Source organism: Novosphingobium subterraneum (genome assembly GCF_000807925.1).
Lineage (GTDB): Bacteria > Pseudomonadota > Alphaproteobacteria > Sphingomonadales > Sphingomonadaceae > Novosphingobium > Novosphingobium subterraneum.
In genome coordinates, this window is the sequence record NZ_JRVC01000004.1 from 48,380 (window position 1) to 67,018 (window position 18,639).

Consider the following 18,639-nt stretch of genomic DNA (forward strand, 5'->3'; position numbering starts at 1 on the left):
GGAGTATCCTTAATCGCGTGATTAAGTCCAGCCGGCCGGGTGATCGGTCAAGTATTGCGGACGCGAAGTGAACGACCCGCACGCGCCGAGCGCTTTTTCAGCCAGATGACCACTCCGGTGACGGACAGCATGGTGACGAGCAGACCCAGCATGCTGACGAAGATCCGGTAGGGCAGGCCAAAGACCTGCGCCATGTGCAGCGCCGTGAGCCAGTTGCTGAACGTATTGGTGCCGTTGACGCCGCTGGGCCAGTAGACAGCCTTCATCTTGCCGGTGTTGCTGTCGAAAGCGATACCTGTGCCGCCGCCGTGATGGCCGATATCTGCCGCGGTGGTAAAGCCGTAGACGTACATGCCGCTGGTTGGCACGTGCCATAGCCAGCTTTCGCCCTCTTCGAGCGGCACAAGTCCTTGCTTCATGGACTCCTGTTCAGCGAGTTGCCTGGCGCGCTCGGTTGCGGCGCGGAAATCGAGGACGGGGTTGTTCCGAGGAACAGCCAAGGCGCTTTCCTCCAAGATCAGCCGCGGATCCTGCGCGCCGAGCGCCTGCATCACGGGTACATGGACCTGCGGCAGGTTGAAGGACACGCTCGACCAAGCAAAAACCAGCAGAAGCGGCCATAGCCACAGGCCGCCGGCGCGGTGGAGGTCGAAGTTGAGCTTGTAGGGTGTGGACTTCCAGCGGATGCGCCAGCTCGGGCGCCAGCGATCGAGGAAGGATGTGCGCGCAGGCTTCGGAGTCTTGGGCGGCAGCGTGAGGTAGAAGCCGACGAAACAATCTACCGTCCAGACAAGCGCGGCAATCCCGAAGATCAGGGTCCCGAATGTATCGAGGGCAAGGCTGTAGTGCAGGCGATAGAGGAAGGGCATCAGGTTCTTCTGCCCTTGGGCAATGTTGCCCCATTCGCGGCGGCCTTGCTCCTCGCCGGTGACGGGATTGAGGAACAGGTCGTCCCATTCGGGCACGCCCGGCCCGTGTTCACGCTCGAGCCCGGTCTTCGGATCGAGCCAGTGGAGGTGGAGGCGCAGCGCCTTGCCCGGTTCCACCGAGAGCGGCAGGAAATCGAGCGCGGCACCGGGGTAGCGCGCCAGTACCTCTTCGCGCACGCGCAGGGGATCGGGCGTGCCGGTCCAGCTTGAATTGTGCAGTTCGGGCGCGGTGGCGGCTTCGAGTTCCTCGATCCATGGCAAGAGAGAACCGGTAAGGCCCGCCACGGCAAGGAACAGTGCAAGGGTGAGGCCTGCCCAGCGATGGACCATGACCCAGAATGCGCGCCCCGGCAGCGCGAGGCGCCGGGGCGATGGGACAGACTGTTGGGCGGTGGTGGCCATCAGAAGGTCATCCTGACTGAACCGGTGACGCTGCGCGGCGGCGAAAGGAAGGATTGATCCCAATACAGGCTGGCGAGATGCTTGTGATTGGTGACATTGGCGACGTTGAGGTTGAAGCTCACGTTGTCATTGAGCTTGTAGCCGGCCTGGAGCTGCAGGGTGGCGTAATCGTCCTGGCGGATCGTGCCTACGCTGTTCGTGATGAACACCGAATCCTGCCAGCGCATCGCCGCGCCAAGTTGGACCTTCTCGACCGGCTCCCAGCGAAGCAGCAGGTTGGCAGTGGTGCGCGGAACATAGGTGCGGACGGGATCGCCGTTGCGCCCTTCGAGCGACAGGTGGGTGACGCCGCCCTGCACGGTCAGGCCGGGAGCAATGCGGCCGCCGACTTCCGCCTCGACGCCCTGGCTGCGCACGAAGATGCCGTTGTAGAGCGTCTGGCCGAGAGTGACGTCATATCCTGCGGCTTCGGCAAGGTTCGACTGTTCGGAGCGGAACAGGGCGAGCGAGCCGAACAGGGCCTTGTCGGCGGTCTCGCCCTTGAGGCCGGCTTCCCAGCTCTTGCCCTTGGCCGAGCCTACGGGCTTGAGGTTTGTGCCGAGTTCCTTCTGCGGATTGAAGATGTCGCTGTAGCTGCCGTAGAGGTTGATGCCCGGCAGGATCCTGAAAGTCGCGCCGACGAACGGGCTGACCGCGCTCTCGCTGCGGGCGGCGCTGACGCCGAAAGTGAAGCCGGTGGTCTGCACGTCAATGTAGTTGGCGCCAAGGATCAGGCTGAGGCGGTCGGTCAGCTCGAGATCGGTGGCGGCACGGACCCGCCACTGCTTGTCCGAGATGCGCGCGCTTTCTACGGCATCGCCAAAGGCCGGGAATGGGACTTCCGTACCGTCCCAGCCTGATTGCAGGGCGGGGAGGGCACCCCAGGCCGGGTCGGTGCCGGGGACGGGGTAGGTGAGGTAGCCGAACTTCGCTGCGGTGCGCTGGACACCGAGGGTCAGCTTGTGGTCGCGGCCGAAGAGCTTGAAGGTGCCATCGAGGCGATTGTCCCAGATCCAGCCGCGTGCGGTGGAAAGGTAGCCGCCGGGGTAGCCGAACAGGCCGAGGCCCGTTTCGGCATCGGGCGTGCCATAGACGTAGAACAGCCGCGAGGGTTCGTCGTTGATGCGGCGCGAGAGATGGGTTTTGACGCTCCAGCCAGGAGCGAAAGCCCATGTGGCTTCTCCGAACGCGGTCTGGTCCTTGCTTTTCCAGTAGGTCCAGTCCTGCGTGGTCGACGTGGAGAAGTCCCAGTCGAGCTGGTTGCCCTCGCTGTCAAGCAACGGCAGCGCGCCCCACAGCACGCCGCGCGAGGTGCCCTGCTGGCGGGCGTAGCCGAAGGACAGCGCCAGGTTATCGGCAATGCGGCCATCGACCACCGCCTGCAATGCCGTGCGGTTCGAGCGGTAGTCCCGCAAGTAGGAGTCCGCATTCTGCGCTGCACCGACAAGGCGGACGCCCCAGTTGCCATCCGACGTCAGCGGCATTTCGATATCGACTTCGCCGCGTACCCGGTTCCACGAGGCGGCAGTCAGTTCGCCGGTGACGCGGCGCTGGCCGGTGTAATGGCGACGGCGGTAATTGATCGTGCCAGAAGGATTGCCGACGCCCGACAGCAGGCCATTGGCGCCTCGCACGACCTCGATTGAATCCCACATCACGGTATCGAGCGACCCAATCGCAGGCCCCCAGATGTTCGGCAACTGGATCCCGTCCACCATGGCTTCGGTGATGTCGAAGCCGCGGGCGTTGTAGTAGGTGCGGTCCGTCTCGGCCTCCTCGACGTTCACGCCGGTGACGTAGCGCAGGACGTCGTTGACCTCGTCGAAGGCAAAGTCATCGAGCAGGGTGCGATCGACGACGGTTACCGATTGCGGCGTGTCGATGATGGCCAGAGGGAGGCCGGTTGCGCCGCTGGCAACGCCCTCAGCCCGGTCTCCGATCACGGTGATGCGGTTTTCGGTGTCCTCAGCTTCATCGGCATATGCCGGATGTCCGCCAAGGACGAGGGCGGCAAGGGACGTAGCTGAAAGGAAATGCAAGCGATGCGACACGTTAGGCTCCCGTCTGTGATGGGCGGGCCTTAGTGCGATTCATTCGCAAGAGTCAATGCAAGTAAGAATCATTCGCATTAAAGATGTGTGAACCCTCATGGATTGGCTGGTTGCCAGTGTCGGCAGACCGCATTAGAAGTGCGGCCATACCCCGGGGAGCCAGTGTGGCTGAGAGGGGCTGGTCACGCAGCCCGACCCGTCGAACCTGAACCCGTTAGCACGGGCGGAGGGAAGGGCAGTGCCAGAGGTCAGAGCCATGGCACCCGCGCTCCCGATGCCTGACGAGAGGAGCGCTTGCATGGCCGACATCAACTCCAAGCTGGAAATCGGCGTTACCACCGGGCCGATCCGCGGCAGCCGCAAGATCCACGTGGAAAGCGCGCGCTTTCCGGGGCTGACCGTGGCGATGCGCGAGATTTCGCTGGAGCCTTCGAGCGGCGAGCCGCCGGTGCGCGTCTACGACACGTCCGGCCCTTATACTGACACCAACGTCATGATCGACATTGCGGCGGGCCTGCCCAAGCTGCGGCGCGACTGGATCGTCGGCCGCGGCGACGTCGAGGAGTACGATGGCCGGGCAGTGAAGCCTGAGGACAACGGCCTGAAGGGGCCGGATCGGTCGGCGGGCGTGCCGCCTTTCCCGAATGTGGTGAAGCGACCGCTGCGTGCCAAGGCGGGGCAGAACGTCAGCCAGATGCACTATGCGCGCCAGGGCATCATCACCCCGGAAATGGAATATGTGGCGATCCGCGAGAACCTTGGTCGCAAGCAGGCCAAGGAAGCGCTGATCCGTGATGGGCAGGACTGGGGCGCTTCGATCCCTGACTACGTGACACCGGAGTTCGTGCGTGATGAAGTGGCGCGCGGGCGGGCCATCATTCCTTCCAACATCAACCACCCCGAGAGCGAGCCGATGGCGATCGGGCGCAACTTCCTCGTCAAGATCAATGCGAACATCGGCAATTCGGCGGTGGCATCGGACGTTGCCAGCGAAGTCGACAAGATGGTCTGGTCGATCCGCTGGGGCGCCGACACCGTGATGGACCTTTCGACGGGGCGCAACATCCACGACACGCGCGAATGGATCCTGCGCAACTCGCCGGTGCCGATCGGCACGGTGCCGATCTACCAGGCGCTGGAGAAGGTCGGCGGCGTGGCCGAGGACCTGACGTGGGAGATCTTCCGCGATACGCTGATCGAGCAGGCCGAGCAGGGCGTCGACTATTTCACGATCCACGCCGGCGTCCGCCTGCCCTACATCCCGCTGGCCGCCAAGCGCATGACCGGGATCGTCAGCCGTGGTGGTTCGATCATGGCCAAGTGGTGCCTGGCGCATCACAAGGAATCGTTCCTCTACGAGCGTTTCGACGAAATCACCGAGATCATGAAGGCCTATGACGTGGCCTATTCGCTTGGCGATGGCCTGCGCCCCGGATCGATCTACGACGCCAACGACGAGGCGCAGTTCGCCGAGCTTTACACCTTGGGCGAGCTGACCAAGCGCGCCTGGGCGCAGGACGTGCAGGTGATGATCGAGGGCCCTGGCCACGTGCCGATGCACAAGATCAAGGAGAACATGACCAAGCAGCTCGAAGCGTGCGGCGAAGCGCCGTTCTACACGCTCGGGCCGCTCGTCACCGACATCGCGCCGGGTTACGACCACATCACCAGCGGCATCGGCGCGGCGCAGATCGGCTGGTACGGCACGGCGATGCTTTGCTACGTGACGCCCAAGGAACACCTCGGCCTGCCGGATCGCGATGACGTCAAGGTCGGCGTGGTCACCTACAAGCTGGCGGCCCACGCGGCCGACCTTGCCAAGGGCCACCCGGCAGCGCAGGTGCGCGACGATGCACTGAGCAAGGCGCGCTTCGAATTCCGCTGGCGCGACCAGTTCAACCTGTCGCTCGATCCCGATACTGCCGAGCAGTATCATGACCAGACGCTGCCAGCCGAAGGCGCCAAGTCGGCGCACTTCTGCTCGATGTGCGGGCCGAAGTTCTGCTCGATGAAGATCAGCCAGGAAGTTCGCGATTTTGCCGCCAAGCAGAACCAGCCGATCGAGACGTTTGTCGCGGCTGACGAAGCCGAGGCGGAAGCCGGCATGAAGGCGATGAGCGCCAAGTACGACGAAATGGGGCGCGAACTTTATATCGGCGCGGGTGGTCGCGAACACGATTGATCGTCAAATGCCGATCCGGCTTGCTGCGTCACCAATGCGGCAAGCCGGATCGGCGCGAGATGCGTGAACGCTCAGGCGGGCTGGCGCAGCAGACCTTGCAGCAGCAGTCTGACCTGTGCTGGCGTCTGGTTGCTCATGACCTCGACATAGCCAATGCCTGCCCGCCGCAGAGCTTCCTTCTTCACGGCGTCTCTTGCTGCGGTTTCTGCCCCGAGGTGATGACCGCTGCCTTGAAATTCCACTGCATGGACAGGACGGCAGCTGTCGTCGACGATGAGCAGATCGACGCGCTTGGAATTGATGGCCCAATAGGCATCCTTGTCATCGCTCAACAGGATTTCGCCAAGCGATACCTGACCCATTGCGCGCCAGGTGGGCTTTTCTTCGCTCAAGGTCTTGTCGAGCACGGCGAGTAAGCGCCTTTCCGACTGGTTCAACAGCGGCCTGCTCTTGAAATCGGCCTCCATGACTCGGCGGAGTTGCTCTGCTGCAACTTCTGTCTGGCTCTTGTGGGAGAGCGTGGGGGCCTGGTGTGGACGGTATTTTCGTTCAGCCGATTTTCGACCCCGCCAGAAGGCCCGGCGTTCGGCGCGCTTCAAACCCTCGGCAAAGCGTTCGACCGCGATGCCGATAGCAGCGCCAATGGCGAGGAGGAGGGCAAGTAGGTGCGGCTTGTCTATCAGACTGACGATTTCGGATGGCATGGCAGAGGGATAGGGCAGGGGCAGTAATCGGAATCTTAATGCTGGCCGGGGAACTGCCGTCTTCACCATCCATTGGCTGAGCAACTGGGCGACGATTACGTTCGCTCTTCGGGAAGCATTGGAGAAGGCCATGACGAAAGCTCGCAAGGCGGCAATTGTGCTGGCAGCGGCTGCTGCGACGACTTTGACTGCAGCATGCACGAACAATGGGTATTATGACCGCCCCGGCTATGCGGATGGCTATGGCGATTGGGGTTATTACGATCGAGGGTATTACCAGCAGTATGGCCGGTATGATTACAATAATCCTGATCCGCGCTATGGCGGCTATTATGCCGACCGTTATTATCGCGATAATGCCCGCTATCGCGAGCGCCAGCTTTCCTACGATGACCGGGTCTATCGCGGGCGTGACGGGCGCTATTACTGCCGCAGGTCCGACGGTTCGACTGGACTGATCGTCGGCGGCCTTGGGGGCGCGGCGGCAGGAGCGATCATCGCCGAAGGTGACAGCAAGCCGCTCGGCGCGATCATCGGCGCGATCGGTGGCGCGGCGATCGGTGCGGCAATCGACAGCCGCAATCGCAGCAACGTGCGCTGCAGGTAAGCGATGGATGAACGGTGGGCTCCATGGGGAGCCCACCAGTTCGTCAGGTATTCTTGATATTATCCAGCCCTGCGATCACACCGGGTTTCATCGACGGGTTCCATGCGTTGGGCTTCTTGGGCTTTTCGGCTTTGGGCTTGCGAACCTCGCGGTTCGACTTTTTCTGGCTCTTCGCCATTATCGTTCTCCATGCGGGCGCGTGCCCGAAGGCCTCGCTAGACGCATCGGCCTGTAATAGCGACCTTTAACGCGTCAGTCTTGCCAAGGTCTCGTCCAGCGCAGACAGAAAGCGCGAGCGATCCGCCTTGGAGAATGGCGCCGGGCCTCCGATCACGTCGCCACCGGCGCGCAGATCGGCCATGATCGCGCGCGTGGCGATCTGACTGCCGATGGAGCTTGTGGTAAAGGGTTTGCCAGCCGGAGAAATCACTGCCGCGCCCGCTTTCAGGCACCGGTCTGCCAGGAGTATATCGGCGGTGACGACCACGGCTTTGGAACCTGCCGCTTCGGCAATCCAGTCGTCGGCGGCGTCGAAGCCATCGCTGACCACCACGCGGCGGACAAGAGGATGTACTGGCACGCGGAAGGGTGAGTTGCTGACGACGGTTACTGGCACGTTCCGGCGGAAGGCGACCTTGTAGATCTCTTCCTTGACCGGGCATGCATCGCCATCGACCAGGATGCGCACGGCGTCGGTGGGCGTTTCAGGCATGATCGTCCAGTAGCTTTGCCGGAGCGGGATGGCCACTGTCCGATTAAGTTCGCCAAAGCGCGGGCGGGGTGCTACAAGAGCATCGCTGACGTCGAATTTTGCGACGGACTTCGGCATTGACTACCACGCTGGCGCTTCGGTTCTCGCGGGGCCTTCGACGACGATTTCCTTTCAATTGACGAACCACGCACGGCCCGGCGGCACTTTCGCTTCCGGGCAACACTCGTTCTTGGAAGGAACATCCCATGCCAGTAGGCACCGTAAAATTCTTCAACACCGAAAAGGGCTACGGCTTCATTCAGCCCGACAACGGCGGCGCTGACAGCTTCGTGCACATCTCGGCCGTCCAGGCTGCCGGCATGGCCAGCCTCGATAAGGACCAGCGCGTAAGCTACGAAGTCGAGACCGGCCGCAACGGCAAGGCTTCGGCCGTGAACCTCGTTTCGGCCTGATCGGAACCAACCTCGGCATCGACAGGCAACGGGGCTTTGCAAATTGGCTGAGCCCTGTCATCGCAACGCGATGAGCAACCCTGCCGATGCCGAACTGCAAGTCCGCCTCCGCCGCGCCGCGTTCAACCGCGCGCTGGCGGAGGGGGATCTTGCCGCGATTGCGCCGCTTCTCTCGCCCGATGTGGTTCTGATCACCGGCAGCGACAGTGCAGTCATTTCTGGGCGTAAGGCGCAACTGGCGGCTTGGAAGCGAGATTTCGCGCAAGCTCCTCGAGCCGTCTACGTGCGCAGCACCGATAGCGTGATCGCTTCAGCCGTAGAACCGATCGCCATGGAGCACGGGCGCTGGAGCGCAACTGTTCAGGAATCCGGCGAAGTGACGGCCGCCGGGACCTATGCCGCCAAGTGGCGCAAGATCGGTAACGGCTGGGTTTTGATCGCGGAAATTTTCTTGACGCTCGGCTGAGCCCGCCAATGCCTTCACGACGCGGTTGGCAAGATATTCATAACGATAGCTTCCTGTCGCATTTCCCGGTCCGCCTGAGCCGGCAGATCCGCCTCTTCGTCTTCGATGACCTGGGGGTCAGGCGCAATCTCGTAATCCTCATATTCCGGAAGCGCCTCTGCCGGAGGCAGGTCCTCTGGCTCTTCCCAAGGCTGCTCCCAATAAGCAATACGCATGGGGCGATGGAAAATAGGTGCCGGAGCCACCGGATAACTCTCGTAGGTGACGGCAGTGATTTCGGGATAGGCGTCCGGTCGGGCAGCAGGGTATGGTCGCTCCGGTGAGGGCATGCGCGTCGGTATCGTGCTGGTTGCGGCAAGGCCCAAGCCGGCGCCGATGGCGATCATGACGGTGGCAAAGCGATCGAACAACACGAACCTGGCTCCTGCAACCCTCCCTTGGGGAAGGAATGCCGGAGCGTTGCGGCGGTTCCGGGGCGACCGGTTCGCCCGTCAATTGACAGTGGATCAGCCCCGGCGGGGCCGAGTCCAGCAACCGATCGTCGCGGTCCTGACGTTGGCAACACAGCGCTGGTGCTGACGGCGCGTGCTTGGGAAGGTAACCAGATTCAAAACAGAAAGGGCGCCTCCTGCGGGAAGCGCCCTTTGCTGGGATCAGCGGTGCAGCACGAAGCTGGCCTTGCTCACGGGTGAGGCGCTGCTTGCGAGCTGGCGACTTTGGGTCGAGCCTCTGGGCAGTCCCGTGTTGCGGGGCAGTCAATCGTTGCTGGCAGCAGCCTTGCTGGAGATCTTCTTGACGTCCTTGACGTCGAAGGTGACCGGACGACCGTTGAAGCGGCCGGTGACGGTGCGCTTGGTGACCTTCAGTTCGAAGGGAACCTTGCCGGCATAGGCCGAGCCCTTGAGAACCTTGACATCGCCCTGCTGTTCGGCGGTGTAATCGTACTTCACGCCCTGGTACGTGAACGAGCCGGTTTCCGGTTCGGCAGCAAACACGGGGGTGGCGACGAGGACGGCAGCAGCGGCAGCGAGGATAGTCTTGATCATGGCAATATCTCCTGGAAGATAAGGAAAGATTGCCTTCAGCACCCTTATCTTGTTGCGTTGCAGCATACTAATCGTGTGCAGTGCGGCAATTGTATTTGCCGTGCTGTCAGTTGCATGATTTGCAACTCGGTGCTTTTCGCCGCGAAAACAGTCGTTTGCCAGAGGTTGCGCCAATCCCGCCATGCCCCTTCATACGTAAGCATGAATAACGATTCGTCGCAGGGATGCCGTCGAATCGAAAGCTACGCTGGCGGGGGGCAACTTGCCGACCCCACGCCTCGGCCGGTCAGCGTTTGCGAACGAATTCGGCCCGCAGGACCAATCCCTTGATGCCGGGATACTTGCAGTCGATCTCCTGCGGGTCGCCCGTCAGCCGGATCGACTTGATCAGCGTGCCCTGCTTCAAGGTTTGCCCGGCGCCCTTGACGTCGAGATCCTTGATCAGGGTAACCTGGTCACCATCAGCCAGGAGGTTGCCGACGGCGTCGCGAACCTCAACGGCGCAGGCGGCTTGGCGCTTTGCCGCGAGTTCGGATGCTGGCAGCCATTCGCCGCTGTCCTCGTCGTAGACATAGTCTTCATCTTCGCTCATCGTTCCCTCCATTCGCGCATCCCCGTGGCACGCGGGGGCGCTGCTTGCCAGCAAAAGCGGCATTCGAGGGAGGATATGCTTGGATCGGACAATCGTTCGCCTGGGACCTGGCGATGCTGACGCAGCGACCGAGACGTTGACTGCTGCCTTCCGTCAAGATCCGGCGATGAACTGGATGTTTGCCAATGATGAATCCCGCGAGCGTCGAATGCCGCAGTTGATCCGCTGGATGTTCCACGATCACCTGCGGCACGGTATGGTACTGGGAACGGCCGGATGTGAAGTCGTCACGCTGTGGCGGCCACCGGGGAGCGTTCATGAGCATGCAAGTCTGACGCCGCCGGCGCTGGTGCGCTTTATCGCGATGCTCGGCACGGCCGTGCTGCGGGCGGAGCGCGCGGACCGGATGATCGGCAAGCATTTGCCGAAGGGTGAGCGCCAGTTCTATCTGCGCATGGCCGGTGTTCGACCTGACAGGCAGGGGCAGGGCCTTGGCGGCCTTGCCATCCGGGCTGGCCTTGCCGAAGCCGACGCTGCGGGGCTACCGGCCGTTCTGGAAACCGCGACGGAGAGCAATGTCGGGCTTTACCGCTCGATGGGTTTCGAACTGATCGACACGTGGCCGGTCGCCAGAAAGGGCCCGACATTCTGGACCATGGCCAGGCCGGTGCCGTTCAGGTGAAGGCATCGACCATCAGCTTGCCGCCAAGCATGACCATCAGCAGGTAGATGATGGTGTAGAACCGATCAGGCTTGAGCGCGCGGACGACACGGACAGAGATCAGTGTGGTAATGACCGCCAACGGGACGAGCAGAGCGGCGGCCACCACCACTTCGTGGGTGAAGGCCCCAAGCATGATATAACTTGGCACCTTGAGCCAATTGATCGCGGCGAAAAGGATCGCGTTGGTTCCGGCATACATCAGGTGCGGAAGCTTGCGCGGGGTGACCCACATCTGGAAGGGCGGACCGCCCGCATGGGCGACCTGGCTGGTAAAGCCGGTGGCCATTCCGAACAGCGCGCCGACCCAGCCCGGAGATGCAGACGCGGCGGCCACGCGATTGCCACGCTCGATCCACAGGCGGTAAAGGCCGAACATGAGCGTGATGCCGCCGAGAACGCCCATGAGTGCCTTCTCGTCGATACTGGCAGCAATGGCCCAGCCGATGCCGATGCCGACCATGGCTCCCGGCAGCATCCAGCCGACGATCCATTTGTCCCAGGCATGCCGGAAGGACCAGACGCTGACGACGTCCTGAACGATGAGGATGGGCAAGAGGATGGCGGCGGCGGTCGATGGCGGAAGAGCCAAGGCGGCAACGGGTGTGCCAAGTGCTCCGAGACCGGAAAATCCGCCCTTGGCCATGCCAACGAGAATGACAGCCACTGCGCAGGCGGCGAGGGTTGCAGGATCGGAAAGGAGCATCTGTCTATCGGGTCCGTGGCTTCCATGGCCATTCGATGACCCCGCCGGCCCACAGCGCAAGCCAGACGAGCACCGGTTGCGCAAACATGCGAGGGACATGATAGGCGAGGCCCGCGCCGTGATCCGACTTTGCCAGATCAATCGCAAAGTGGTTGATGTTGGCCGGGAAGACACACACCGCATAGAGTGCGAGACCGATGGACGCAGCCCGGCGGATCGGCAGGGAAACGCCTTGCGCCAGGCCAACAGCCCCGAGCAGTTCGGCAATGCCTGTCCATAGCACGACAGCTTCGGGGGCAGGGACCCATTGCGGCATGATGATCAGGAACGGGCGGGGCGATGCGATGTGGATCACGCCCGCCGCGAAGTAGAACAGTGCCAGCGCCAGACGGGCAGCGGCGCGGATCATGCGCCGGGTTTCCAGCCGGGCGGGGCGAGGGTGAACCCGGCAAAGTCAAATCCCGGCGCCACAATGCATGAGACAAGCACGTAGCCATGTTCACCGGCGACAGGTTCGGCGGCCTGCCAGTGCCCGGCAGGAACGATCCCCTGCAGATCTTGCGTGGCGAGATCGTTTCCGAGGATCAGCGTCGAGGGTGCAGTTGTGGATTCCGCTGCAGTGTGCAGTGCAAGAGCATCACCCGCCTGCCAGATCCAGATCTCGTCAGCATCGACGCGGTGCCAGTGTGATCTTTCGCCAGCTGCCAGCAGGAACAGGATCGCCGTGCTCGAGGCGCGTCCGCCGCCGACTAAAGGCGCACGCCAAGTTTCCCGGAACCACCCTCCCTCAGGATGGGGCGCGAGGTTCAGGCTGGAAACGATTTCATGCGCGGGCATCACGAAACGGTTGCCCGACATACGCGCTGAGTCAATCACCACAGTGCTGGGGTAAGTTGAAGGGGAACAGGAGAAACTTCGGTCCAGCCAAGCGCCGCGATGGCCGTGTTGCTTTCCTTTGCAGTCCTATGTTCGGCGAGCGACCAGGTTAGGTGCCAAGTACCGCCGTCTGGTCTGCCAGTCGTCCCATCAATTGAAACGATATATGCCTCAACCCCTTCAGCATCGTCGACATATCCGACAATTTCAGCACGATGCACCGCTTCTGGCGGGATTGTTCCCGCGACTGACAGAGTCACGTGGTCGGCAATGGCTCGCTCGTAACGAGGCGGGAGGGCGGCGAGGAGGTTTTCGCGCTGGGTTCTGTCCAGCTTCCAACCAAGTGTCATGCCGCCCCCTCGTTCATTTTACTGGGGCGTGGTGAGCGCCCCGGTTACCCAGATGACTGTCAATGCACCGATTGCCAGGACCAGGCTGATCAGCAGGACCCAGCGTACCACGTTGAGGCCTTCGCCCCCGCGAGCCTCCTCGGTGGTGATGTGCGTTTCTTCGCCGCGTCGTTCCATGGCGCTTCTCCTTCGGTAGAACCGTGCTTGGCGACTCTACGCGCAGGCAAGCGCCCTGTTCCGGCAATGCCCCCATGGACATGACCGGAACGGTGATTAATTCAGATCAATCAATCGCGCAGGAGTTCGTTGATCCCGGTCTTGCTACGGGTCTGCGCGTCGACCGTCTTGACGATGACGGCGCAGTAGAGCGACGGGCCGGGGGTGCCGTCGGGCAGGGGCTTGCCCGGCATGGCACCTGGAACGACGACAGCATAGGGTGGCACGCGGCCAATGTGGACTTCGCCCGTGGCGCGGTCGACGATCTTGGTGGAAGCGCCGAGGTAGACGCCCATCGACAGCACTGCGCCTTCGCCGACGATAACGCCTTCGGCCACTTCCGAGCGGGCGCCGATGAATGCGCCGTCCTCGATGATGACGGGGCCTGCCTGCAGCGGTTCGAGCACACCGCCGATGCCGGCGCCGCCCGAGATGTGGACATTCTTGCCGATCTGCGCGCAGGAGCCGACGGTTGCCCAGGTATCAACCATGGTGCCTTCATCGACGAAGGCGCCGATGTTGACGAAGCTTGGCATCAGCACCACGCCCTTGGCGATGTGTGCGCCCTTGCGCGCGACGGCACCGGGGACGACGCGGAAACCGGCTTCGCGGAAGCGGTTCTCGCCCCAGCCTGCAAACTTCGAGGGCACCTTGTCAAATGCAGGAGCGCCGCCCGAGCCGGCCTCGATCACTGCGTTGTCGTTCAGGCGGAACGAGAGCAGCACGGCCTTCTTGAGCCACTGGTTGACGCGCCATTCGCCGTCCACCTTTTCGGCAGCGCGGGCCTTGCCGCTGTCGAGCAGTTCGAGCGCGGCCTCAACCACTTCTCGCACAGCATCGCTGGCCGGGGTGACATTGGCGCGGTCTTCCCAGGCGGCTTCGATGGCAGCTTGCAGCTGGTCTGTCATGGCGTTTCTCCGTGCGGGATCGGTATGGAACAAAATTGCGTGGCGACTAGCCGAGCGTTGTCTGATCGGCAAGCGCCGCAATCGTATGATCCAGCCATGCGACGACATCGTCTGTGACCACGTCGATTGCGGCATCATCCTTGGCGCGATCGCCCCAGTCCGTGGCGAGATCGAGCCAGACCGTCTGCATGCCGAGGGCCTTGGCCGGGGCGAGGTTGCGCGCCATGTCTTCGACGAAGACCGAAGTCTCGGGATTGACGCCCAACGCTTCGATCATGCTGGTGTATGCCGTGGGCTCGGGCTTGGGTTTGTAGGCCATGGCGTGGATGTCCCACAGCCCGTCGAAACTGTCGGAAAGATCGAGTCCGGCAAGCACCCTGGCGGCATAGGCATCATCGCCATTGGTGAAGAGGATCTTGCGGCCCGGGAGTTTCGCCAGCCTGTCTGCCAGACGCGGTGCGGCAGCCAGCGGGGTAATGTCGATGTCGTGCACGAAGCCGAGAAAATGGTGCGGATCGGTGGCGTGGTAATGCATCAGGCCTGAAAGGGTGGTGCCGTGATCGTGGAAGTAGAGCTTCTGCACGCGCCGAGCCTCCAGCTCGTCGCAGCCGAGCAGGTCCTTGATGAACAGGCCCATGCGCTCATCGATCTGATCGAACAGCCGGGTCGATGGGGGATAGAGCGTGTTGTCGAGATCGAAGATCCAGCAATCAACAATCGTGGGATCGAAGGGCATTTGCGTATTCCAGTCCGGAACTGTGTCATTCGGCATTTACGGCCCTGGGGTTATCAGCAAGACTTGGGCAAAGCTACCGGAGCCGGGGTGCGGTGATGTCGGAAATTCGCTGGTTTGGTCATGCCGCAGTCGCAGTGCTGGCTGCCGGATTGGCGGCATGCGGAGGGGGCGGCAGCGTCTCGAGCACGCCTGCGCCTGCGCCGGCACCTACGCCCACGCCGACGCCGACGCCAGTTCCGACGCCTACACCCACTCCTACTCCAGTCAATTTCGATACGGCGGAATATCGCCGGTCGGATGGGCCTTCGCTGCACGGCGCGATCACGGCCTGGCAGGCGGGAGCGAGCGGGGCGGGGACAACGATTGCGATCGTCGATTCCGGCATCAATACGTCCAATGCCGAGTTTGCCGGACGGATCGCTTCATCATCGACCGACGTGGTGCAATCGCGCGGGTTGAACAATGCTGATGACGACCACGGCACGCAGGTTGCCCTGACGGCGGCAGCGGCGCGGAACAATTCCGGGATCGTCGGGATCGCCTGGGGCGCAACGATCCAGATGCTGCGGGCCGATACGCCGGGTTCGTGCGCTGCGTCGGATGGCTGCACGTTTGCCGACAGCGCAATCGCGGCGGGCATCAATGCAGCGGTCTCTGCGGGCGCGAAGGTCATCAATCTTTCGCTGGGCGGCGACCCAGCCAACACGACATTGCGGTCAGCAGTTGCGAAAGCCGCTTCGGCGGGCGTGGTGGTCGTCGTTTCGGCAGGGAACGATGGCGACAGCACCGATCCGGCGATCGATCCGAACAATCCCGATCCTTTCGCGCAGTCGCTGCTCCAGGCCGGCGGCGGCAATGTCATCATCGTCGGCTCGGTGAATGCCAGCGGTGCGGCTTCGGCCTTTAGCAACAAGCCGGGAAGCTCGGCGGCATCGGTCCTGATGGCGCAGGGCGAGGACGTGTGCTGCGTCTATGAGGGGAGCCAGATCAAGACCGAGACGAATGCGCAGGGGACGTTCGTGACAGTGGTGAGCGGCACGAGCTTTGCCGCGCCGCAGGTTTCGGGCGCGGCGGCGCTGCTCGCGCAGGCCTTCCCTAACCTGACCGGAACGCAGATCGTTGACCTGCTGCTGCGTACCGCGCGAGATGCGGGGGTCACGGGCACCGATGCGGTTTATGGCCGCGGGATTCTGGATATTGCGCGGGCCTTTTCGCCGCAGGGCTCGACCGGGCTGGCAGGGACGCAAGTGGCGGTGTCGCTCGATGGGCTTACGGGAACGAGCAGCGGGGCGATGGGGGATGCGTTGAGCGGGGCATCGCTTGGCGCGGTGATGCTGGATGGATACCAGCGGGCTTACAAGCTTAACCTCGCGGCGGGCCTGCGGGTGGGGCAGGCGCGATTGCCATTGCATGAGGCGCTGGCTGGCGGGGGCAGGCCGATGGCGATGGATGCTTCGGGCTTTGCGCTGGCGTTCACGGTGGACCGGCGGTTCGGCGCGGTGCCCTTGCGGCTTGCGCCGGACGAGGGGCAGCAGGCGCGGGTTCTGGCATCTTCGGTGGTGACGCGGCTTGATCGTTCTCTCGATCTGGCGCTGGGATGGAAGGTGAGCGCCGAGAGCTTGACCGCGCGGTTGCAGCAGCGGCGCGAGCCGCAGTTTGTTGTCGCCGGCATGGCGAGTAGAATGTTCACCCGGCCTGAGACGGGGATGGCGGCGCGCTATCGGTTGGGCAAGCTGGGGCTTACGGTTGCGGCGGAGCGCAGCGTGCTGGTACGGCCCGATCCCTTGCGCGAGCGGCGTGAGGATCGGATGACGCAGATCGGCTTTGCGCTCGATGGCGGGCAGGGCGGTGCGCTTGATTGGCGGCTCGGCCTTGGACTGATGCGCGAGGAGCGCACGGTGCTTGGCGCGCGCTTTGCCGAGGCTCTGGGCGGCGGCGGGGCAACGACGGCGACGGTTTCGCCGGGGCTTGGCTGGCGGTTCGGGAAAGGCTGGGCACTGGGGGCGACGGGCAGTGTCGGCTTCACGCGGATCGACAGCGGCGCGGTGGCGACTGGCGGTTCGCGACTCGTCTCGTCATCGTGGAGCGTGGATCTTTCGCGCCAAGGCGTGCTGGCGGATGGCGACCGATTGGCCTTGCGCGTCTCGCAACCCTTGCGTGTGGAGCGCGGCGGGCTCGAATTGAACCTGCCGGTGGCGTGGGACTATGCGACGCAAAGCGCCACCTTCGCACGTGTACCGCTGTCGCTGGCACCGAAGGGGCGCGATCTTGATGCGGAGCTGGCTTGGGCGACGGCGCTGTGGGGCGGTGATGCCTCGGCCAGCGTGTTCTTCCGCCGGGAGCCGGGGCATTTTGCGGATGCGCCGGACGATGGTGGGGTTGCGGTGAGTTGGTCGCGGGGGTTTTAGGTCAATCCCCGATTCCAGCGACGACGAACTATTAGCAGTCCAACTGGCGTAATGTAGAACCACGCAACGAATGCGGCCCAAACACTCACGCCTTCCGTCGTGCTGTCCGGACCAAAATTGGGCCAGAGCGGGAGCTCAAAAAGGAAAATACTCAACAAGGCAAATGGAAGCGCCGTCGCAAGCCAAGCAGCGGCGATGATCCGTAAGGCCCACACCTTCGTTTGCGAAATCGTGGAAATCATGCAGCAATAATGTCCGGTGTAGGCAATGATGTCCACGCTTTCGATTAGAAGATCTCAGTGCCATTTTGACGGCTAGAATTGGAGGCGCGCTTAACGCTCGATTGACCGTTGGGGCCAGCGCTCACCCCTTCGGCACCACATGCCGCAGCTTCGCATCCTCGCCATCCTCCAGCACGTAGAGCGTCCCGTCCGGGGCCTGTTCGATTTCGCGGATGCGGTTGCCGAGGTCTATGCGTTCGAGTTCCGTCGCCTTCTCGCCCTTGATTTTCACGCGGACGATGCCGCCTGCGCCCAGGGCGGCGATCAGGGCCTGGCCTTGCCATTGCGGGAAGGCTTTGCCGGTGTAGAAGATCATGTCGCCCGGCGCGATGACCGGGTTCCAGCTGATCGCGGGCTGGGCGAGGTCGGGGCGGGTCCTGTTGCGGGGGATCGGCTTGCCGTCGTAGTGGTCGCCGTCTGACACCAAGGGCCAGCCGTAGTTCTTGGCCGCTTCGACGTGGTTGATCTCGTCACCGCCGGCGGGGCCGTGTTCCAAGTCCCACAGGCGACCATCGGGCGAGAAGGCGAGGCCGAGCAGGTTGCGGTGGCCGTAGGACCAGATCTGTGCCGAGACGCCGCCCTTGCCTGCAAAGGGATTGCCGGGGGCGGGGGTGCCATCGGGCAGGAGGCGGATGATCTTGCCGAGGTTGGCCGAAAGGTCCTGCGCAGGCGTGAACTTCTGCCGATCGCCGGAGGAGATGAACAGGTATTTGCCGTCGGGCGAGAAGGCGATGCGGTGCGAGAAGTGGCCCTTGCCGGTGACCTTGGGGAACTGCCGCCAGATCACGTTCAAGCCTTCAAGACGGGGCGCGTCGCCCATGACCAGTTTTGCGCGTGCGACGACCGCGCCGCGCGTGTCATTCGCGCCCGCTTCGACCCAGCTGAGATAGACCATGCCGCTCTGCGCGAAATCGGGCGCGGCGACGACATCGCCAAAGCCGCCCTGTCCGCCGTAATCGACGGTGGGAGTGCCGGAGACTTCAACGGTCTTGCTGGTGCCCTCGGTCCAGAGCTTGAGCTTGCCCTTCTTCTCGGTGATCAGCGCCATATTGGTGCCGGGCAGGAAGGTCATCGCCCATGGCTCGTCAAAGGTGGCGACATCGGTAATCGTGATGCCTGCCGCGGGATCGGCGCCTTGGGCGGAAATCGATGAGCCACAGCTTGCGAGGAGCAGGGCGAGAGGCGATAGCGAGCGCAGGATCGGATTCGTCATGCAGCCCACAATGCCCCTGAACGCCAGTTGTGCCACCTCCTT

22 protein-coding genes and 1 riboswitch are annotated in these 18,639 nt (G+C 63.1%); of the genes, 6 read left to right on the forward strand and 16 right to left on the reverse strand.

The features are described from left to right. Positions 1-47 precede the first annotated feature (47 nt). Positions 48-1,331: a PepSY-associated TM helix domain-containing protein gene (locus NJ75_RS04935; protein WP_052242018.1), complete on the reverse strand. Its 1,284-nt coding sequence runs from the start codon at positions 1,329-1,331 to the stop codon at positions 48-50. Further along, positions 1,331-3,421, reverse strand: coding sequence for a TonB-dependent siderophore receptor (locus NJ75_RS04940; RefSeq protein ID WP_052242019.1), 2,091 nt, complete (start codon positions 3,419-3,421; stop codon positions 1,331-1,333). Before NJ75_RS04940 ends, NJ75_RS04935 begins: the two co-directional genes overlap by 1 nt. Before the next feature lie 142 nt (positions 3,422-3,563). Next, a riboswitch (TPP riboswitch) is annotated at positions 3,564-3,671 on the forward strand. 48 nt (positions 3,672-3,719) lie between these two features. Between NJ75_RS04940 and thiC the strand changes: the two genes are divergently transcribed. Continuing rightward, positions 3,720-5,603, forward strand: coding sequence for a phosphomethylpyrimidine synthase ThiC (gene thiC, locus NJ75_RS04945; protein WP_039332058.1), 1,884 nt, complete (start codon positions 3,720-3,722; stop codon positions 5,601-5,603). 71 nt (positions 5,604-5,674) lie between these two features. Here the strand turns inward: thiC and NJ75_RS04950 are convergent, their stop codons facing one another. After that, positions 5,675-6,439, reverse strand: a complete 765-nt coding sequence (locus NJ75_RS04950; protein WP_082013271.1) for a DUF2726 domain-containing protein — start codon at positions 6,437-6,439, stop codon at positions 5,675-5,677. On the opposite strand from NJ75_RS04950, the gene NJ75_RS04955 reads away from it, so the two are divergent. Next, a complete protein-coding gene (locus NJ75_RS04955) occupies positions 6,438-6,914 on the forward strand; it encodes a surface antigen (RefSeq protein WP_039332062.1) in 477 nt (158 codons plus the stop codon). The genes NJ75_RS04950 and NJ75_RS04955 overlap by 2 nt on opposite strands. A gap of 43 nt (positions 6,915-6,957) precedes the next feature. Here the strand turns inward: NJ75_RS04955 and NJ75_RS25280 are convergent, their stop codons facing one another. Further along, positions 6,958-7,092: a hypothetical protein gene (locus NJ75_RS25280; RefSeq protein ID WP_269078567.1), complete on the reverse strand. Its 135-nt coding sequence runs from the start codon at positions 7,090-7,092 to the stop codon at positions 6,958-6,960. Between the two features lie 66 nt (positions 7,093-7,158). After that, a complete protein-coding gene (locus tag NJ75_RS04960) occupies positions 7,159-7,626 on the reverse strand; it encodes a YaiI/YqxD family protein (protein ID WP_039332376.1) in 468 nt (155 codons plus the stop codon). A gap of 245 nt (positions 7,627-7,871) precedes the next feature. Between NJ75_RS04960 and NJ75_RS04965 the strand changes: the two genes are divergently transcribed. Both NJ75_RS04965 and NJ75_RS04970 read left to right on the forward strand, forming a co-directional pair. After that, positions 7,872-8,078: a cold-shock protein gene (locus tag NJ75_RS04965; protein ID WP_039332064.1), complete on the forward strand. Its 207-nt coding sequence runs from the start codon at positions 7,872-7,874 to the stop codon at positions 8,076-8,078. 70 nt (positions 8,079-8,148) lie between these two features. Further along, positions 8,149-8,544, forward strand: a complete 396-nt coding sequence (locus NJ75_RS04970) for a YybH family protein (protein WP_039332066.1) — start codon at positions 8,149-8,151, stop codon at positions 8,542-8,544. A 14-nt stretch (positions 8,545-8,558) separates the two neighbouring features. Here NJ75_RS04970 and NJ75_RS04975 read toward each other — a convergent pair whose 3' ends face one another. The 3 genes from NJ75_RS04975 to NJ75_RS04985 form a co-directional block, all read right to left on the reverse strand. Continuing rightward, the gene (locus tag NJ75_RS04975; protein WP_039332067.1) at positions 8,559-8,957 is read right to left on the reverse strand and encodes a hypothetical protein; all 399 of its coding nucleotides are present in this window, start codon (positions 8,955-8,957) and stop codon (positions 8,559-8,561) included. A 342-nt stretch (positions 8,958-9,299) separates the two neighbouring features. Next, complete coding sequence (locus tag NJ75_RS04980; protein ID WP_039332377.1) at positions 9,300-9,590, reverse strand: hypothetical protein; 291 nt, start codon at positions 9,588-9,590, stop codon at positions 9,300-9,302. A 286-nt stretch (positions 9,591-9,876) separates the two neighbouring features. Then, positions 9,877-10,182 (reverse strand): alkylphosphonate utilization protein, encoded by a 306-nt coding sequence (locus tag NJ75_RS04985; RefSeq protein ID WP_039332069.1) that lies wholly within the window; start codon positions 10,180-10,182, stop codon positions 9,877-9,879. A gap of 79 nt (positions 10,183-10,261) precedes the next feature. Between NJ75_RS04985 and NJ75_RS04990 the strand changes: the two genes are divergently transcribed. Then, on the forward strand, positions 10,262-10,864 hold the full coding sequence (locus NJ75_RS04990; RefSeq protein ID WP_052242022.1) for a GNAT family N-acetyltransferase: 603 nt from the start codon (positions 10,262-10,264) through the stop codon (positions 10,862-10,864). Here the strand turns inward: NJ75_RS04990 and NJ75_RS04995 are convergent. The 7 genes from NJ75_RS04995 to NJ75_RS05015 form a co-directional block, all read right to left on the reverse strand. Further along, a complete protein-coding gene (locus NJ75_RS04995) occupies positions 10,857-11,609 on the reverse strand; it encodes a sulfite exporter TauE/SafE family protein (protein WP_039332071.1) in 753 nt (250 codons plus the stop codon). The two genes, NJ75_RS04990 and NJ75_RS04995, sit on opposite strands and share 8 nt — an antisense overlap. A 4-nt stretch (positions 11,610-11,613) precedes the next feature. Next, positions 11,614-12,018 carry a DoxX family protein gene (locus NJ75_RS05000; protein WP_039332073.1) on the reverse strand — a complete coding sequence of 135 codons (405 nt, stop codon included), beginning with the start codon at positions 12,016-12,018 and terminating at the stop codon, positions 11,614-11,616. Continuing rightward, complete coding sequence (locus NJ75_RS05005; protein WP_039332381.1) at positions 12,015-12,446, reverse strand: cupin domain-containing protein; 432 nt, start codon at positions 12,444-12,446, stop codon at positions 12,015-12,017. The genes NJ75_RS05000 and NJ75_RS05005 overlap by 4 nt, the downstream gene beginning before the upstream one ends. A 35-nt stretch (positions 12,447-12,481) precedes the next feature. Continuing rightward, on the reverse strand, positions 12,482-12,835 hold the full coding sequence (locus NJ75_RS23685) for a hypothetical protein (RefSeq protein ID WP_082013272.1): 354 nt from the start codon (positions 12,833-12,835) through the stop codon (positions 12,482-12,484). A gap of 18 nt (positions 12,836-12,853) precedes the next feature. Further along, positions 12,854-13,012: a hypothetical protein gene (locus NJ75_RS24710; RefSeq protein WP_169745699.1), complete on the reverse strand. Its 159-nt coding sequence runs from the start codon at positions 13,010-13,012 to the stop codon at positions 12,854-12,856. A gap of 110 nt (positions 13,013-13,122) precedes the next feature. Next, a complete protein-coding gene (gene dapD, locus NJ75_RS05010) occupies positions 13,123-13,959 on the reverse strand; it encodes a 2,3,4,5-tetrahydropyridine-2,6-dicarboxylate N-succinyltransferase (protein WP_039332075.1) in 837 nt (278 codons plus the stop codon). A gap of 46 nt (positions 13,960-14,005) precedes the next feature. Then, positions 14,006-14,695, reverse strand: coding sequence for a pyrimidine 5'-nucleotidase (locus NJ75_RS05015; RefSeq protein ID WP_039332383.1), 690 nt, complete (start codon positions 14,693-14,695; stop codon positions 14,006-14,008). Between the two features lie 95 nt (positions 14,696-14,790). Here NJ75_RS05015 and NJ75_RS05020 point away from each other — a divergent pair, with 95 nt between their 5' ends. Continuing rightward, positions 14,791-17,103 carry a S8 family peptidase gene (locus tag NJ75_RS05020; RefSeq protein ID WP_052242023.1) on the forward strand — a complete coding sequence of 771 codons (2,313 nt, stop codon included), beginning with the start codon at positions 14,791-14,793 and terminating at the stop codon, positions 17,101-17,103. A 363-nt stretch (positions 17,104-17,466) separates the two neighbouring features. Here NJ75_RS05020 and NJ75_RS05030 read toward each other — a convergent pair whose 3' ends face one another. Next, positions 17,467-18,597: a PQQ-dependent sugar dehydrogenase gene (locus NJ75_RS05030; RefSeq protein WP_039332389.1), complete on the reverse strand. Its 1,131-nt coding sequence runs from the start codon at positions 18,595-18,597 to the stop codon at positions 17,467-17,469. Between the last annotated feature and the right edge of the window lie 42 nt (positions 18,598-18,639).

Coding starts and splice junctions, on each gene's coding strand:
- NJ75_RS04935 (WP_052242018.1), bottom strand. CDS start 1,331: ATGGCCACCACCGCCCAACAGTCTGTCCCATCGCCCCGGCGCCTCGCG.
- thiC (WP_039332058.1), top strand. CDS start 3,720: ATGGCCGACATCAACTCCAAGCTGGAAATCGGCGTTACCACCGGGCCG.
- NJ75_RS04955 (WP_039332062.1), top strand. CDS start 6,438: ATGACGAAAGCTCGCAAGGCGGCAATTGTGCTGGCAGCGGCTGCTGCG.
- NJ75_RS04950 (WP_082013271.1), bottom strand. CDS start 6,439: ATGGCCTTCTCCAATGCTTCCCGAAGAGCGAACGTAATCGTCGCCCAG.
- NJ75_RS25280 (WP_269078567.1), bottom strand. CDS start 7,092: ATGGCGAAGAGCCAGAAAAAGTCGAACCGCGAGGTTCGCAAGCCCAAA.
- NJ75_RS04960 (WP_039332376.1), bottom strand. CDS start 7,626: ATGCCTGAAACGCCCACCGACGCCGTGCGCATCCTGGTCGATGGCGAT.
- NJ75_RS04965 (WP_039332064.1), top strand. CDS start 7,872: ATGCCAGTAGGCACCGTAAAATTCTTCAACACCGAAAAGGGCTACGGC.
- NJ75_RS04970 (WP_039332066.1), top strand. CDS start 8,149: ATGAGCAACCCTGCCGATGCCGAACTGCAAGTCCGCCTCCGCCGCGCC.
- NJ75_RS04980 (WP_039332377.1), bottom strand. CDS start 9,590: ATGATCAAGACTATCCTCGCTGCCGCTGCTGCCGTCCTCGTCGCCACC.
- NJ75_RS04985 (WP_039332069.1), bottom strand. CDS start 10,182: ATGAGCGAAGATGAAGACTATGTCTACGACGAGGACAGCGGCGAATGG.
- NJ75_RS04995 (WP_039332071.1), bottom strand. CDS start 11,609: ATGCTCCTTTCCGATCCTGCAACCCTCGCCGCCTGCGCAGTGGCTGTC.
- NJ75_RS05000 (WP_039332073.1), bottom strand. CDS start 12,018: ATGATCCGCGCCGCTGCCCGTCTGGCGCTGGCACTGTTCTACTTCGCG.
- NJ75_RS05005 (WP_039332381.1), bottom strand. CDS start 12,446: ATGCCCGCGCATGAAATCGTTTCCAGCCTGAACCTCGCGCCCCATCCT.
- NJ75_RS23685 (WP_082013272.1), bottom strand. CDS start 12,835: ATGACACTTGGTTGGAAGCTGGACAGAACCCAGCGCGAAAACCTCCTC.
- NJ75_RS24710 (WP_169745699.1), bottom strand. CDS start 13,012: ATGGAACGACGCGGCGAAGAAACGCACATCACCACCGAGGAGGCTCGC.
- dapD (WP_039332075.1), bottom strand. CDS start 13,959: ATGACAGACCAGCTGCAAGCTGCCATCGAAGCCGCCTGGGAAGACCGC.
- NJ75_RS05015 (WP_039332383.1), bottom strand. CDS start 14,695: ATGCCCTTCGATCCCACGATTGTTGATTGCTGGATCTTCGATCTCGAC.
- NJ75_RS05020 (WP_052242023.1), top strand. CDS start 14,791: ATGTCGGAAATTCGCTGGTTTGGTCATGCCGCAGTCGCAGTGCTGGCT.
- NJ75_RS05030 (WP_039332389.1), bottom strand. CDS start 18,597: ATGACGAATCCGATCCTGCGCTCGCTATCGCCTCTCGCCCTGCTCCTC.